Below are 15,300 nucleotides of genomic sequence, written 5' to 3'. Positions count from 1 at the left end.
CTACGGGACGAAGCCGTAAAAGATAAAGCGAAAAGCGCGACCCGCAGGGGCACGCCCAATAAAAATTAATCAATATGACTCCGATTCCTTTTATAATGATTGGCGGACTGTTGGCCATTCTCATTTGGAGCACCAAACAAGCCCATGATCGGGCAAAATTTCAACTGGACCAATTTTACGAGCGGTGCAAAGACCAAATTCTCGCAGAAAAAAAATCGGTAGCCTGTTCGACCTACACGGTAGGGCTCAAAAATAGCCGTTATTTGTTCCGGCGCTGCGATTTGATTTTCCTCGAAAAGGGTTTGGTCATCTTGCCGTTTTATAGGATTGGAAAATATAAGGTGATGGATTATCCTATGAGCATCAGTGACAACAGCCTGACTGCGATTGGGGCGCTCAAAAAATTTGACCTGAATTCCGATTCCGGAAATGTCTTTTTTGAATTTGGAGAAGCAGGGTTTACAACAACTTGCGTAGGAATTACCCTCAAGGGACTGACGCCGGAGGAAAAGGAACTCATTAAAGTCCTAACCTTTCAAAAATAAAAAAACCTGCCATTGCTGACAGGTTTGTATCAATTTTGTTTCAAAATTATTTGGCCTTGGCAGAACTGTCGGCGATGATTCCCTGGGTTTCATACCCGCCGAACATTTTCATATAACTTTTGACCGAAGTGCCGTAATCGTCCTTGCATTTCTTTTCGCCATTGCTGCACAGAAATTTCTTGACCGAGCCGACACCGCCGAGGTGGGCCGCCGCAAGGATTCCCGACTCGGTGATCTTGACGCCGCTGATGATCCTGCCGGAATATTTCTTGATCTCGTCGCGCAATTCCCATTTGTTTTTGGACAACAGGGCCACGAACGCTTTTTCCTGCAATTTGGGACTGCGCAAAAAAGCGAGGCTGTCGTGGATGCCGATCGATTTTAAGGTTTCACGGCCGAATTGGTATTTCCCCAGATAACCGAGCGTGTTGACTTTATGGTATTTGCCTTGTGATTCCTTGAAAGCAAGTGCTTCTTTAAAACCGATAAAGAATTTACCGGTAAAAGGAACGTTGAGGCGGATGTAATCGTTTTGTTCTTTGGAAGGAAGCGAATAGGTGATTTGCTCATTCGAATGGGTCTGCAACCATTCTTGATTTTGGAGCCTTGAAGGCTTAAAACCCGAACTCAAATAAGCGACTGAAAAGAGAATTGCAATATAAAAACACCATTTTTTAATCATACTTTGGTTTTCTTCCGAACCTGTCACGTTGCGGAAATTTCTGCGGTGCAAATATACGACAAATAACTAGTTACTGAAAATCAATCAGTTAAAGTTTTCTAAAAATAAAGGTAGCGGAATTTTGCCTTGCCGTCACCGCGCAATTCAATAGTCGGCGCGGGGATTTTGACGGTATTGAAAACCGAAAAAAGGGTCTTCAACACGTGCGATTTGGTTTCGATTTTGGTCAGGTCGGCGTCAAAACTGAAGTAAAATTGGCGCGTTCTTTCCTTTTCTTTCGAGAAAAACGGTATTGACCAAAACATCCTCGCCGGTGATCATCCCTTCGCCTCCATAACCGATCGCGACATTGAGCCATTTGGGTACTTTGACACTGGTGTTTTTGAGAAACGAATGCACATTGGCAGACAGCCAATAAGTCTGTCCATTGTAGTCCTTGAGGATTTGTTCGGGCAAGTTTTCTCCGAGCACGTTCGGGCGCGCCGAAGCATATTCGGTCGTATGGAATGAAAATTTTGGCGTGATGCGCTGCTCTTTCCACAGCAATTCCTGGCCGACAAACAAAGCCGTCCCGCCAACATTGGCCGCCATATCACCATACGAAAATCCCCAGTTCGAAGAATAGCCGTCCATGATTTCGACCGCGCTCAAATAGAGCAAACCCAGTCCGGGGCCGTAAACCAATTGTTTGGTCCGCGTTTCGCCCGACCATTGCAAGGCTTCCTTGCCCAGTCTTCCGAGGTGGTAAGCCGAGAAAACATGTCCGGCCTTATCGACCTGCAGCCACTCGGCATTGTCGTTGACGGTATGGAAATCGGTTTTGTCGTAATCGGAATACCAAGACTGGTTGAGCAAAGCAATCGAGCCACCGGCCAAAACACCCATAGAAATGGTCACGCCCAAAGCACGGGGTTTGCTTAAGGTATCAGCCGGGGTTAGGAAACGGTTTAGCCCGCTTTGTGCAAAGGAAGTGGCCATTGCGAAAAGCAGGATCAAAACGAATATGGGTCTGTTTGGTCTCAAATAATTATCTGGTAATGCCCTGGCTGCTGATCCAGGCCACATATTTTTGTCGGTTGACTTCATGCTGCGCCGGCGTTACGGCAAATTCATGGTAGCCGAAATTGGTCACACTCGCGCAAAAATAAATGTAATTGTGCTTTTCCGGATTGAGTACGGCGTCGATTGCAGTGATATCAGGCATCGCAATCGGGCCCGGCGGCAAGGTCGCGTACATATAGGTATTGTAAGGCGAATCGGTCGCCAAATCCTTGTTCAACACGCGTTTGATGACCTGGTTCCAGTCGCCCGAATTTTTCTTGACCGCATAAATCACCGTCGGGTCGGCCTCGAGTTTCATGCCTTTGCCCAAACGGTTCAAATAAACACCGGCCACGCGCGGACGCTCGTCTTTCTTGACGGTTTCCTTGTGTACAATCGAAGCCAGGATGGTTGCCTGAATTGGAGTCAAATTTTGCGCTTCGGCTTTCTTGACGCGTTCCTCTGTCCAGAACTTGCGAAATTCCTTGGCCATGCGGTCACGGAATTTGTTGGCATTGGTGTCCCAGAAAAATTCGTACGAATTCGGGATGCACATCGCCAGTACGTTGTCTTCGGTAAATCCGTTTTCCTTGAGAAATTCAGGATCTTTGAAAGCGGTGAGCAGGCTCAGGCTGTCGGCTTCGATCTGGTGCGAAATCCTGCCACAGAAATCTTCCAATCTTTCCTGGTTGTTGAATGTCAAATCGACCGGCACATTCACACGCAAGGCATTGACAATATCATTGCTGTTCATGCCTTTCTTGAGCAAAAACCGGCCAGCTTTGTTGTCGCGTTGCGGATAGGATTTCTTTTCCGCCACACTTTCGAAACGCTCCATATTGTCGACATAACCGGCCATGATTTTCTTGACGGCTTCATAATCGGAGCCGCTCGGAATAGTTACGTAAGCTATACTATCAGTAAATTTGGTGTTGTCCGCGAAGATGTTGCGGTACATGATATAGCCATAAACAATAAGGCCGGTGACAATAACAACGGAAGCGATTCCGATAATTCTTTTAGCTTTCAATGCAATTTATTTTGGTTTGATTAACTGGAACAGCGCTTCATCCTTGTAGATTCCGCCAACGAGATTCCATTGTTTCTTGACGCCGATTTCCTGAAATCCAAAATTAGTAAAAAGCTTCAGACTGGCGCTATTTTGTGTATCAATATTCGCATAAAGTTGGTGAAGCTCCAATTTGGAAAAACAATACCGGATCAACAGTTCGAGGCTTTCCGAACCCACGCCCGAATTCCGGTCGGCTTCGTCCTTGATCAAAATCCCGATTCCGGCGCGGTTGTTCTTCGGATCGAAATCGAAAACATCGATCAACCCGATCGGCTGGAAACTGTTTTGGCGGCAAATCGCGAGTCGCAATTGCTTGGCCTCATAAATATCCTGACGCGCATTCTTTAAATATTCGCGGATCAAAAACCGGCTGTAAGGCGTTTGTGTATTGCTGACTTCCCAAATGTTCTCGTCATTCTCGATCGCGTAGACAAACTCGAGGTCTTCAGGCTCGAGCGCACGCAGGAAAATATGTTTGCCCGACAAGGTTAGCATTCTGCGGTTCCTTTAAAGACAAAATCGGCCGGGCCTTTGAGAAAAACGTCGGTGAATTTACCGTCTTTTTCATGAAACGAAACCACGAGTTTTCCGCCTTCGACATTTAAATTGACCGATTCGGCGTTGGTTTTCCCGATCGCTTTCATCGCAATCGCAGCGGCAGTCGCGCCGGTTCCGCAAGACAAAGTTTCGTCTTCCACGCCGCGTTCATAAGTGCGGATCGAAAATGTATCTTCATTTTCCTGGTGCACAAAATTGACATTGCTTCCGGCCTTGCCGTACAAATCACTGTAGCGGATTTTGGCGCCGAGCGTTTTGACATCGAGATGCGCCAAATCGTCTTCTATCTGCACATGGTGCGGCGAACCGGTATCGAGGAACACATATTCGGCGGTGATGTCAACCGTATCGACATCTTTCATGTGGAGTGACACATTGCCGTTGTCCAGAATCGTGGCGTCGTGCAAACCGTCGGCAGCAATAAAAGTCGTTTGCCTTTCGATCATGCCGAGGCTTTTGGCGAATGAAACGATACAACGTCCGCCATTGCCGCACATCGAACTCGGGTTGCCGTCGGAATTGTAATAGACCATCCGAAAATCGGTTTCGGTGTCGTTTTCAAGCAAAATCAAGCCATCCGCCCCGATGCCGAAGCGGCGGTCGCATAGTTTTTCGACGAGCGCGGTGTTGTCTTTGGGGAAAAATTGGTCGCGGTTGTCGATCATGACAAAGTCGTTCCCGGTGCCCTGGTATTTGTAAAAAGTAAATTCCATCAGTAAAAAAATGTATGCAAAGATACGAATAAAACCTTCAATTGCGTTCTGTTAAAATCGTTCGCAAGCCTTTGTGAACCAACGATTGCCAACAAAAAGTTAATCCCTGTTAAACGAGCGTTAAACTGCTTTTTCGAAAATTTTTGTTTGCTAATTTTACGCTACCAAAAATTATAACAGACATTGTTCAACCCAAAGTTAATTTAAAAATGAAGAATTTTTCGAGTTTATTTTTAGTGTCCTTGCTGAGTGGTGCAACAACGCTCGGTGCTTATAAATTGTTTATTGAAAATGACGGGCTTTCGTCTAAAAAAAATATCGTCACTGTTGCAGAACCCAATTATACCAAAAACGTCGGACTCGGTGCCGAATCGGTTGATTTTACCGAAGCCGCCGACAAGACCGTCCACTCGGTCGTCCACGTAAAAAACACTTCTTACCGTACGGTTTCCAACCCGATGCTCGAGTTTTTCTACGGCTACAAAGGCGGCCAGCAGCAAGAACAGGTCGGTACCGGATCGGGCGTCATCATTTCGGAAGACGGTTACATTGTGACCAACAACCATGTGGTCCAGGACGCCTCCGAGATCGAAATCACACTCAACAACAAGAAAACCTACAAGGCCAAATTGATCGGAACCGATTCTAAAATGGACATCGCGCTTCTCAAAATCGATGCCGATACCAAATTGGAATACACCGTTTTCGCCGATTCGGACAATGTAAAAGTCGGCGAATGGGTTTTGGCTGTCGGTAACCCGTACAATTTGACTTCGACCGTAACGGCTGGAATTGTTTCTGCGAAAGCGAGAAATTTAGATTCTTCCGGCATCCAATCGTTCATCCAAACCGATGCAGCCGTCAACCCAGGAAATTCAGGTGGTGCGCTCGTCAATACCAAAGGCGAACTCGTCGGTATCAACACGATGATTTCTTCGATGACCGGTTCGTATGTGGGTTATTCGTTTGCGGTTCCGTCGAACATCGCGCGTAAAATCATCGAGGACATCATGGAATACGGCAATGTCCAACGTGGAATTTTGGGCGTAGAAGGCGGCGAACTCAACAGCAAAGCCTCCAAAGAACTCGGCGTTGCGGAAACCCAAGGTTTTTACATCAACCGCGTGACCAAGAATTCGGGAGCCGAGAAATCGGGCTTGGCCAAAGGCGACATCATCGTGAAATTGGATGACAGAAGCATTTCGACCTATTCCGAATTGGCTGCATACATCAACACCAAACGTCCGAATGATAAAGTCCAGGTGACTTACATCCGTGGCGGTAAAACTTACGCGGTTCCGGTGACGCTGACCAAAAATGAATTCGTGAGCACCGAACTTAAGGGCATGCAATTGGAAAACATCGACGCTACGGACAAGAAAAAATTCCGCATCAATTATGGCGTGCGCATCCGCGAGATCAACAACGACAACCTCAAGCCGTATTACGATGAACTCATCAACAACATCATCCTTAGCGTCGACAATGTCAAGGCTACCGATGTCGAAACCGTTTCGAGAATCCTGGGCAATAAAGACGAGAACCAAAGCGTTAGTATCGAAATGATCAACAAAGCCGGACAACGCATCCGCATTATTATCTAAGCGTTTAAGTTAGTTATTATATTCAATCAAAGCCGCCTTTTTCGGGTGGCTTTTTTTATTTCGGGCACTTCAACGGATATTTGATAAAAAACAACGAAAACGTTTTCGTCAATTACTATTATTCAGTAGTTTTGCAGCAATTTTAAAATAACACACTTAAATATTTTAACCCAATGAGTAACACGATTTTATACGAAAAGGAGGTTTCTTCCCAAGCGGCGCGCAGAAGAGCGGGCGTTGAACTAATTAAAATCATCAGCGATTTATGGTATGACAAGTCCATCGAAATGGTTCTTTTCAGAAACCAATTGATCGACAGAAACGTGAGCGAGATCATCAACCTGCACGAATATGCGGGCGAATTCGTCGGCAAACCGATTTCTGTTTTTGATTCGGTCGAAATTGCACGTGCCATTTATTCATTGGATTTGCCACCGGCCAAACTCGATTTGGGCAAACTGACTTACGAATTCCGCCTCGACGACAACAAGCACGACGACGCCAAAAGATTCGTGATCGACAAATTGGCCAACGCCAAGGATTCGAAAAGCAACAAGCCGAAAGATGTCGTATTGTACGGATTCGGTCGTATCGGACGTTTGCTCGCGAGAGAATTGATGTCAAGAACCGGAAAAGGAACGCAATTGCGCCTTCGTGCCATCGTGACACGCGATAAAAACGATGCGGTTTCTCTCGAAAAAAGAGCGTCATTGTTGCGTTACGATTCAATCCACGGTGATTTCAACGGTTCGGTTGTAGCCGATGTGGAAAATCAAGCACTCATCATCAACGGAACTACGGTTCACGTCATCACTGCAAATGGCCCGGAAGACATCGATTACACCAAATATGGCATCGACGAAGCTTTGGTCATCGACAACACCGGTGCTTTCACTACTAAAGAAGCTTTGGAAAGACACTTGACTTCCAAAGGAACCGATAAAGTATTGCTCACCGCACCTGGAAAAGGCGTTCCGAACATCGTTCACGGCGTCAACCAAAACGAGCACAACCCGGACGAAGTGACGATTTTCTCTGCGGCTTCTTGTACAACCAATGCCATCACTCCGATTTTGAAAGCCGTAGAAGATACGTTGGGCGTGGTAAAAGGCCACCTCGAAACAATTCACGCGTATACGAATGACCAGAATTTGGTCGACAACATGCACAAGAAATACCGTCGTGGACGTGCCGCGGCATTGAACATGGTCATCACCGAAACCGGAGCCGGAAGCGCTGTGGCGAAAGCCTTGCCGTCTTTGGCTGGAAAGTTGACTTCGAATGCGATCCGTGTTCCTGTACCGAACGGTTCACTCGTGGTGTTGAACTTGGAAGTGGGCAAAGAAACTTCTGTCGAGGAAGTCAACGCCATCATGAAAAAATACGCACTCGAAGGCGAACTCGTGGAGCAGATCAAATATTCGTTGAACAACGAATTGGTTTCTTCGGACATCGTAGGCACTTCTGCCCCGTCGATCTACGACAGCAACGCGACGATTGTTTCGGGCGACGGCAAAAACATCGTGATGTATGTGTGGTACGACAACGAATACGGCTACAGTCATCAGGTCATCCGCCTTGCGAAATACATCGCCAAAGTAAGAAGATATACCTATTACTAGGATTTTTATACTTAACTGCAAAAAGCGCTTTTGGAAACAGAAGCGCTTTTTTGTTGTCTTAAAAATCAGTTAATGAGCGGAAAGTGCAAACCGATTTTCGTTACTTTTAAAAATTCATCAAAAAAGAAACATGAAAGAAACCGCCCGACTCCAAAAAATGTTTGCCGATCTGTATGCCGGCGACCCGTGGCTCGATGTCACGATTACCGGGACATTGTCCAACCTCAACGCCCAGCAGGCGACTTACCGCCCCGGTGAAAACTGGAATTCGATTTGGGAAATCACGAATCACCTGATCCTTTGGCGCGAAAATGTACTGGAACGCATCAAAGGCCAAACGATGGTTTCGCCCGAGGACAATTATTTTCGCCCCGTGGCCGATACTTCCGATCGCGCCTGGGAATCCACACTCCAACAATTACAAAATACGCAACAAGCATGGATCGCTTTTCTCGACCAGATGCGCGAAGAAAAAATGGAAAAGGTTTATTCGATCAACCACATGACCTACGCCGACCACATCCATGGGATCATCCAACACGATGCGTATCATTTGGGACAGATTGTGATGCTGGCCAAACACGCCTCAAAAATTAATCAATCTTAAGCCCGACCACCTTGTCGCTCCCTTTAAGGAAACGCGCCAACATGGTCAAATGCTGGCCGTTTTTAAGTTTGCCGAAAATCACCACTTCAAAAAGCGATTTGCCTTTGAATTCCCCAACGTGAAATCCCGTGAACTCTAGCGCAACGATATCCGCAAAAACCGATTCGTTCTTGGCCACCAACGCACCGACAAAATCAGTAACGAAAGCCTGTTTGGGAAAAGCGGTCGTGTCGACAAAATCATCATACATCTTGTCATATTGCTTGGTCTTTAGGTTCGAAAAGAAAGCCTTCGACACTTCTGCGTATTTTTCGACGGCCTTTAGATCCTCTTGTTTGTATCGGTATTCGACAGTACGGCTTTGGGATACTATCTGGACATCGATGACCTCGCGTTCTGCACGTTCTTCATCGCTCAGGTTGTCGTAGAGGATTTTGGCCGAGTACGAAGCCAACAGTTCCGGATTGTAACTGTTTTTGTCAATTTGAGGCACATTCTTCATCACGATTTTGAATGATTCCTTACTGCCTTTGTTGGTACTGGCAAAATTCGACGTGCCGACAGTCACGTCGGATGTTCCGGCATATTCAGCTATCGCAGTTGCCGCTTTGGATAAATTTTGGAATTCGGCGCAACCCCCCAATAAAGCCACGCAAAAAATAAACAGATACTTTTTCATTGCCTTCAATTTATCCGATTTGACGGGATTTGGTAAGGTAATACACCGGGATTCCGGCCAACATAATCGCTACGCCCCAACCGCACGTACTGGTCTTGAAAACCAACAACGCCACCGACAAAGCCGCCGCCAAAACAATATAGAGCATCGGCAGGAATGGATAACCAAAAGCCTTGTAAGGTCGTTCGGCATCGGGCATGGTTTGCCGCAATTTGAAGATGCCGTAAATCGTCAGGATATAGAAAATCAAAACGATGATGACGACGAAATCGAGCAAATCGCCGTATTTTCCGGTCAAGCACAAAGCCGATGCCCAGATGCATTGTGCCCACAATGCCCAGGCGGGCACGCCCGCTTCATTGAGATGCCCGGCTTTTTTGAAAAACAGTCCGTCATTGGCCATCGTGTAATAAACACGCGCACCGGCCATGATGAGTCCGTTGTTGCACGCGAAAGTCGAAATCATGATCATGACCGCGATGATGTAAGTCCCGATGCTTCCGAAAATATGTTGCGAAGCCACTACCGCTACCCGATCCGATTCGGCGGTTGCCATTTCGGTCAGCGGCACGACGGCGAGGTACATCAGATTGGCCAGAATATACAGGATGCTTACAATCAAAGTCCCGAGAAACAAACTCAATCCCACGTTGCGTTTCGGGTTCTTGATTTCGCCTGCGATAAATGTCACGCCGTTCCACGCATCGCTCGAAAATACCGAGCCGACCATTGCTGCAGCGATTCCGGCCACAATCGTCGATCCGCCGATGGTCATCCATTCGCCGGTATCCTTGACGAAATTGCGGTTGGCCCAAGCATCGGTCCAGTTGGCGTCCCAGATTTCGGCTTTGGCGCCGAGTATAAATCCGAAAACAATCAAACCCAGCAAGGATGCGATCTTGATGATCGACAGAAAAGTCTGCAAAGTCTTGCTGTTCTTTACGCCGCGGCTGTTGAAATACGACAGCAAAATAATGGTCACGATCGAAACGAGCTGCGCCGCATTGAGATTGAAGCTGCCCATTTCATACAATACATTTTGATCGCTGAACGGTTCGTACAAATAGGCGGCGAACTTGGAAAAAGCCACACCCACAGCGGCAATCGTACCGGTTTGAATCACAGCGAAAAAACTCCAGCCGTACAAAAAAGCGGTTAGTTTTCCATAGGCTTCCTTGAGGTAGACGTATTGTCCGCCCGCCTTGGGAAACATCGCACTGAGTTCCCCATAACTGACGGCGGCTATGATCGTGATCAGTCCGGTGATGACCCACATCGCAATGAGCATTCCGGCCGAGCCGACGTTGCGGATCATGTCGGAACTGACGATAAAAATACCCGAACCGATCATCGAGCCCACGACCAGCATGGTTCCGTCTAATAATCCGAGTTCGCGTTTGAAATGTTCGTTTTCGTGGTTTTCCATATTTTGGTTTGGTTAGTTGGTTTAAAGATAGAAAAAGTTTTAAAGTTTCAAAGTCGAAACACTAAATGGAATATTTGTAAATGAAAGTTTGGGAATTTGATTACTTTTAGGTTCCAAAATCGAAAATATGTCAGCCAATAAAAGAACCGTACAGCAATACATGGACGGGTTCAACACCACCGACCATCAAAAAATCCTCGACTGCCTGACCGACGATGTCGTTTGGGTCATGCCCGGCACCTACCACCATGAAGGCAAAGCGGCATTTGACAAGGAAATCGAAAACCCTAATTTCACCGGAACGCCCGTGATCAAAATTTTCAAGATGATCGAGGAAAATGACATCGTCGTAGCCGAAGGACATGTGACTTGTTCCTTCAAGAACGGCGACATCCTCGATGCGGTTTTCTGTGACGTGTTTGAAATGCGCGACGAAAAAATCAAGAAACTTACGAGTTACCTCATGCAAATATCCATCACCAACCCCACCGCATAATGAACGAATACATTTTAATTTTTAGGCACGAAGACGCGAGCAAATCCATCTCGCAGGAACAAATGCAGCAATGGATGCAGCAAACCATGGACTGGATCAACGACATCGCTGCACAGAACAAATTCAGCGACGGCAAAGGACTGCTGTTTGACGAGGCACGCGTCGTGCATGGCGGCGACAAACGCGTTTCCGAGAAGGCTTTTGGCAACCTGCACGAGACGATCGGCGGCTACATCATCGTGCGCGCCGAATCGATCGAGGAAGCCATTGAATTTGCCAAGGGAAGCCCGGTTTTACAAGGCCAGCACAACTCGGTCGAAGTGCGTCGTATTGCCCGATAAATTTACTGTTATGAAAAAAACCGCGCTTTTTTTTGCCTGCCTTCTCGCAGGGCCGATACTGGCGCAAAGACCTACCGCCGATCTCAAGAAATTGGACGGCAGCACCATCACGCCCAAACAAATTGACGGCATCGCCGAGAAATTGATTGTTTATGGTAAGGTCGATGGTTTGTGTATTTCGGTCATCAACGGCAACAAGGCTTACATCAAACCGTACGGGTTCAAGGACAAGGAAAAAGACCAATTGCTCGATCCCGAAACGGCATTCGAAGCCGGTTCTTTGAGCAAGGCGGTTTTCGCCTATCTTTCGATGAAACTCGTGGAGGAAAAAATACTCGATCTCGACAAACCGCTTTTCGAGTATCTGGGCGATATTTCACAATACCCCAATTGGTCTCCCTTGGCCGAAGATGAAAGTTGGAAATTGATCACGCCCCGCATGTGTTTGAGCCATACCTCAGGTTTGCCTTATTCGCGCTTCACCAATCCGCAAACCGGTGCCGAAGACCAAACCGCCGCGCTCAAATTGTATTACAAACCCGAGACAAAGTACGTCTATTCGAACGAAGGTTTTAAGTTGTTGCAGTTGACCGTCGAAAAGATTACGGGAAAAAATCTGGAGGAATTGGCCATTGAAAAAGTATTCAAGCCATTGGAAATGTTCCATTCGGGTTTTGTCTGGCATTCTGATTTTGATGAAAATTACGCCATGGGTTATGATGAAAAAGGCAAACCGATGGCCAAAAAGAAAACCTCGACGCCCAACGCCGCCAATTCCATGGTGACAACGGTTGCCGATTACACGCGCTTCATCCAAAAGATTTTGCTTCACCAAGGGCTTCACCCCAAAGTGCGCAACGAGATGATTGCGCCGCAGATTGCCATCAATTCGAAATACCAATTTCCATCGGACCATCCCGAAACAACCGAAGACAACAAAGACATCCAGTTGTCGTATGCATTGGGTTGGGGATTTTTCAAGAGCAAATTCGGACGGGCGTTTTTCATAGAAAGCCATGACGGTGCCTGGCGCCATTACAATGTCAACTTCCCAGACAAGAATACCGCAATCATCATCATGACCAACAGCACAAATGCCGAACAGATTTTCAAGGAATTGCTCGAAAAAATCATCGGCGATTATGAAACGCCTTGGCAATGGCAGGGCTACATTCCTTTCAATTACATCAAAAAATAGCATAAAAAAAACTCCCGGTTACCCAGGAGTTTATATGCTGTCGGTGCCGGTCGATTACCAGCTTCCGGTCGATTTGTAGACTTTTTTGGTATAGACTTGCCCATTGCAGGTGATCTTGATGATCCAATAGCCTTTCTTGAGGTGTGAAATATCCATCGTGGTGGCTTTCAAACGGCCGCTGGTGTTGTATACCGCAACCGAGTAGTTTCCAACGGTACAAGACAGGTTCGATACCTGGATGATATCGTTCGCGCCCAGGATGATTTCCACCGGCAGCGGATTCGTCGGCTGTGTCGGTTCTGTAACCGGCGGCGTTACCACTGTTCCGTTTCCTACCACATAGGTCTGGTTCAAATTGTTGTATCCTTTGGCTTCGTCCCAAAGCCCATTGTTGGCGCAACGGATCGAATAGACTGGGTTGGCTGCCATTGCCAGATCAGGGATATTGAGGTACAATTGATAGGTACCATCAGACAAACCAGTCAGCGTATGCACGATACGTGTTTCGGCGCCGGCCATCCATAATCTTACATTGGTATTCAATTGGAATTGCGTCTCTGTCCCGGTCGCCGTATTGCGGCAAACCAGGTAAGCCTTGCGGTCGTTGATGACGTTTCCGAAACCGACGTTGCGCAGGTTCAGGGTCAATACGCCTGCATTGATGCTCGAGTTGAGCAATTCAAAACGGTAACCCAATCTTCTTTTGACCTCATCGAGGCAACCGTTCGACTGCCAGTTGTTGGTCACCGTCTGGTTGTAATCGGCATTGAGGTAATTGAAGTGGAATTTGGCCATCGTGGCCACAGCATTTCCGCAAGCCGAAAATGTGGTCAGGCTGCAGGTTTCACCACCGTCGAAGGTGTATTTGCTTTGGTTTTCAAGATACGTGTAATCGGTGGTCGTGTTGATGTATGTTCCCCAGTCGTCTGCACTCGATAAGAAACAGTCGTTGTGCGCCGCTACTCTTGAACGGATGCTTCCGTCAAAAGCAGTTGCCGCAGTGACAGTAGCAGTCCCGGCGATCTGGCGTTGGATGGTCGGTGTACGGAAAGCGACCATACGGTTGGGTGCGAGTTCCATGATCTTGGTACCCACTTCTACACGGTCGGCAATTTGCGCCGCAGTCAGGTTGTCCTGCCCGAAGTTGTTCGAAGCGTACCATTCGCCATAGTTCCCAATGAATCCGGCCTCTACAGAGGAAATCACCGATTCATTGGCTTGCAAAACAGGTTTGAGTTGGGCAATGTGCGCGAGGATTTGCGACTTTTTGGCATCGGTGCCATCGGTATTGGTGTAATTGAATCGAACAATACATTTTACACCGGCATTTTTCAAGGCCGTAAAATCGGCTTGCATTTTGGTCAGGAAGTCTTGTGAAATAGCGGTGGTCTTGAACGCATCGAGGCGAAATTCGCGCCAGATGAGTGTCACTTTTTCATTCTTCCTAAAATTCGTGAGTTCTGTTTGGTTCAACGGCTGATACGAACCTGAGCCGCTTGATCTGTAGTGGTAAAATCCGCGTTCCGGATTGGCAAAAATTTCAGTACTTGCAGTGTACGTTTGAGTCTGAGAATGCGCCCCCACTGCAAATAGCAGCGCCATCATGAAATACTGTTTCATAATACTAGTAGGTTAAGATTTAATGTTTTAAAAAAAGATTTATGGCATAGTCAAGTTATAATGAGTAGGGGGTTTCTATTATAACTTGGGTGCAAATTACACGACTAAGTGCACATTTCATCGACGAAGCGTTGATTTTAACATTTAAATCGATGAAGTGCACAAAATTGATGTATTTCGTAGGAATTCGATTAAACATTTGTACATACAATTAACTCGTTTGATGGCAGTTAGTAATCAATTTAACAGGATTATTTTTCCCATAATTCACAACAATTTGTAAAAATGTCGACGAATGGTGTTAAAGCCGGTAAAAAGTTGTTACAGTTAGATTGAAAAAGGTTCTATAAAACCCAAAAATTAGAAATCTGTTGCGTATCTTTTGTCGGTAATTCTCTGACAAAGTGAAAAGTAACTTGATCGTTTTCTTATTGTTTCTCTCGCAAATCATGATTGCGCAATGCCGATGCGACAGTTTGCCCGACCTTCAGGAGCTTCTTTCCTGCAAACCGACCCTTTTTAAGAACGGCGCTAAAATTTACCGCCAATACGATTGCGATTCGTCGTGGCTGGTTTTTGAAAATCCGCAAAAAGTCAAGCGGTTACTGACCTCTGAATACGGCGGTGATTTGTATTTGGCGGGACGAATCGGATTTGTCGACTGGACCGAATACAACAGCACATTCCTCATGATCGAAAGCACGGTTTCAGGCTGCTGCCAACCACCAAACGGCATCCTATTCGACAAAAATACCGGAACCAGAAAAAAAGACCTCGGCCCGATTGTCTACCAAACAGAACACATGGATTACCCATTCGTGGTCACTTTGGACAATGGAAACCTGCAGTTCCTCCACCTCGATTCTGGCAAAACCTTTCGCGTCAAACTTCCCAGAAACCGAATTGCCAATACCTTGCGTTATGCGGCCGTCATATTTCCGGAACGACTGTTTATTGAAAGTAAACTTGAAAACGGCGTAGTGACCTTGATTTATGGCTACCAGACATCTGAAAAAGAAGAAGATTGGCAGCATGACCAAGTAATCGTTGACCTCAAGAAACACCTCAAATAAAAAACTCCCGATTAAATCGGGAG

16 protein-coding genes are annotated in these 15,300 nt (G+C 46.6%); 8 read left to right on the top strand and 8 right to left on the bottom strand.

The window, feature by feature from the left end:
- The first annotated feature begins 74 nt into the window (after positions 1–74).
- A complete protein-coding gene (locus QM717_RS04305) occupies positions 75–545 on the top strand; it encodes a hypothetical protein (RefSeq protein WP_415035203.1) in 471 nt (156 codons plus the stop codon).
- Between the two features lie 46 nt (positions 546–591).
- Here QM717_RS04305 and QM717_RS04300 read toward each other — a convergent pair whose 3' ends face one another.
- From QM717_RS04300 to dapF, 5 genes are all read right to left on the bottom strand, one after another.
- Positions 592–1,131, bottom strand: coding sequence for a peptidoglycan-binding protein LysM (locus QM717_RS04300; protein WP_415035201.1), 540 nt, complete (start codon positions 1,129–1,131; stop codon positions 592–594).
- Between the two features lie 333 nt (positions 1,132–1,464).
- Positions 1,465–2,223 carry a DUF2279 domain-containing protein gene (locus tag QM717_RS04295; protein ID WP_415035199.1) on the bottom strand — a complete coding sequence of 253 codons (759 nt, stop codon included), beginning with the start codon at positions 2,221–2,223 and terminating at the stop codon, positions 1,465–1,467.
- Positions 2,224–2,254: 31 nt separating this feature from the next.
- On the bottom strand, positions 2,255–3,298 hold the full coding sequence (gene mltG, locus QM717_RS04290; protein ID WP_415035197.1) for an endolytic transglycosylase MltG: 1,044 nt from the start codon (positions 3,296–3,298) through the stop codon (positions 2,255–2,257).
- Between the two features lie 6 nt (positions 3,299–3,304).
- A complete protein-coding gene (locus QM717_RS04285) occupies positions 3,305–3,835 on the bottom strand; it encodes a GNAT family N-acetyltransferase (protein WP_415035195.1) in 531 nt (176 codons plus the stop codon).
- Positions 3,829–4,611: a diaminopimelate epimerase gene (gene dapF, locus QM717_RS04280; protein WP_415035193.1), complete on the bottom strand. Its 783-nt coding sequence runs from the start codon at positions 4,609–4,611 to the stop codon at positions 3,829–3,831. The genes QM717_RS04285 and dapF overlap by 7 nt, the downstream gene beginning before the upstream one ends.
- A gap of 209 nt (positions 4,612–4,820) precedes the next feature.
- Between dapF and QM717_RS04275 the strand changes: the two genes are divergently transcribed.
- From QM717_RS04275 to QM717_RS04265, 3 genes are all read left to right on the top strand, one after another.
- Positions 4,821–6,215 (top strand): trypsin-like peptidase domain-containing protein, encoded by a 1,395-nt coding sequence (locus tag QM717_RS04275; RefSeq protein WP_415035191.1) that lies wholly within the window; start codon positions 4,821–4,823, stop codon positions 6,213–6,215.
- Positions 6,216–6,388: 173 nt separating this feature from the next.
- Positions 6,389–7,837: a glyceraldehyde-3-phosphate dehydrogenase gene (locus QM717_RS04270; RefSeq protein ID WP_415035189.1), complete on the top strand. Its 1,449-nt coding sequence runs from the start codon at positions 6,389–6,391 to the stop codon at positions 7,835–7,837.
- A gap of 130 nt (positions 7,838–7,967) precedes the next feature.
- Entirely contained in the window at positions 7,968–8,444 is a 477-nt protein-coding gene (locus QM717_RS04265) for a DinB family protein (RefSeq protein WP_415035187.1), read from the top strand.
- Here QM717_RS04265 and QM717_RS04260 read toward each other — a convergent pair.
- Both QM717_RS04260 and QM717_RS04255 read right to left on the bottom strand, forming a co-directional pair.
- Positions 8,431–9,123, bottom strand: coding sequence for a hypothetical protein (locus tag QM717_RS04260; RefSeq protein ID WP_415035185.1), 693 nt, complete (start codon positions 9,121–9,123; stop codon positions 8,431–8,433). The genes QM717_RS04265 and QM717_RS04260 overlap by 14 nt on opposite strands.
- 10 nt (positions 9,124–9,133) lie before the next feature.
- Positions 9,134–10,549: an APC family permease gene (locus QM717_RS04255; RefSeq protein ID WP_415035183.1), complete on the bottom strand. Its 1,416-nt coding sequence runs from the start codon at positions 10,547–10,549 to the stop codon at positions 9,134–9,136.
- 127 nt (positions 10,550–10,676) lie between these two features.
- On the opposite strand from QM717_RS04255, the gene QM717_RS04250 reads away from it, so the two are divergent.
- Genes QM717_RS04250 through QM717_RS04240 form a run of 3 tightly spaced genes read left to right on the top strand, consistent with a single transcriptional unit; the run spans position 10,677 to position 12,584 of the window.
- Positions 10,677–11,045 carry a nuclear transport factor 2 family protein gene (locus QM717_RS04250; RefSeq protein WP_415035181.1) on the top strand — a complete coding sequence of 123 codons (369 nt, stop codon included), beginning with the start codon at positions 10,677–10,679 and terminating at the stop codon, positions 11,043–11,045.
- Positions 11,045–11,386, top strand: coding sequence for a YciI family protein (locus tag QM717_RS04245; protein WP_415035179.1), 342 nt, complete (start codon positions 11,045–11,047; stop codon positions 11,384–11,386). The genes QM717_RS04250 and QM717_RS04245 overlap by 1 nt, the downstream gene beginning before the upstream one ends.
- A gap of 10 nt (positions 11,387–11,396) precedes the next feature.
- Positions 11,397–12,584 carry a serine hydrolase domain-containing protein gene (locus tag QM717_RS04240; protein ID WP_415035177.1) on the top strand — a complete coding sequence of 396 codons (1,188 nt, stop codon included), beginning with the start codon at positions 11,397–11,399 and terminating at the stop codon, positions 12,582–12,584.
- Positions 12,585–12,638: 54 nt separating this feature from the next.
- On the opposite strand, the gene QM717_RS04235 is transcribed toward QM717_RS04240, so the two are convergent.
- Positions 12,639–14,204 (bottom strand): DUF4832 domain-containing protein, encoded by a 1,566-nt coding sequence (locus QM717_RS04235; protein ID WP_415035175.1) that lies wholly within the window; start codon positions 14,202–14,204, stop codon positions 12,639–12,641.
- A gap of 404 nt (positions 14,205–14,608) precedes the next feature.
- Here QM717_RS04235 and QM717_RS04230 point away from each other — a divergent pair, with 404 nt between their 5' ends.
- A complete protein-coding gene (locus tag QM717_RS04230) occupies positions 14,609–15,277 on the top strand; it encodes a hypothetical protein (RefSeq protein ID WP_415035173.1) in 669 nt (222 codons plus the stop codon).
- Positions 15,278–15,300: the final 23 nt, after the last annotated feature.

Origin of the sequence: Flavobacterium sp. (assembly GCF_047602195.1) — a bacterium.
Lineage (GTDB): Bacteria > Bacteroidota > Bacteroidia > Flavobacteriales > Flavobacteriaceae > Flavobacterium.
Note: the sequence above shows the minus strand (reverse complement) of the source record. Positions and strands in the feature narration are given on the sequence as shown.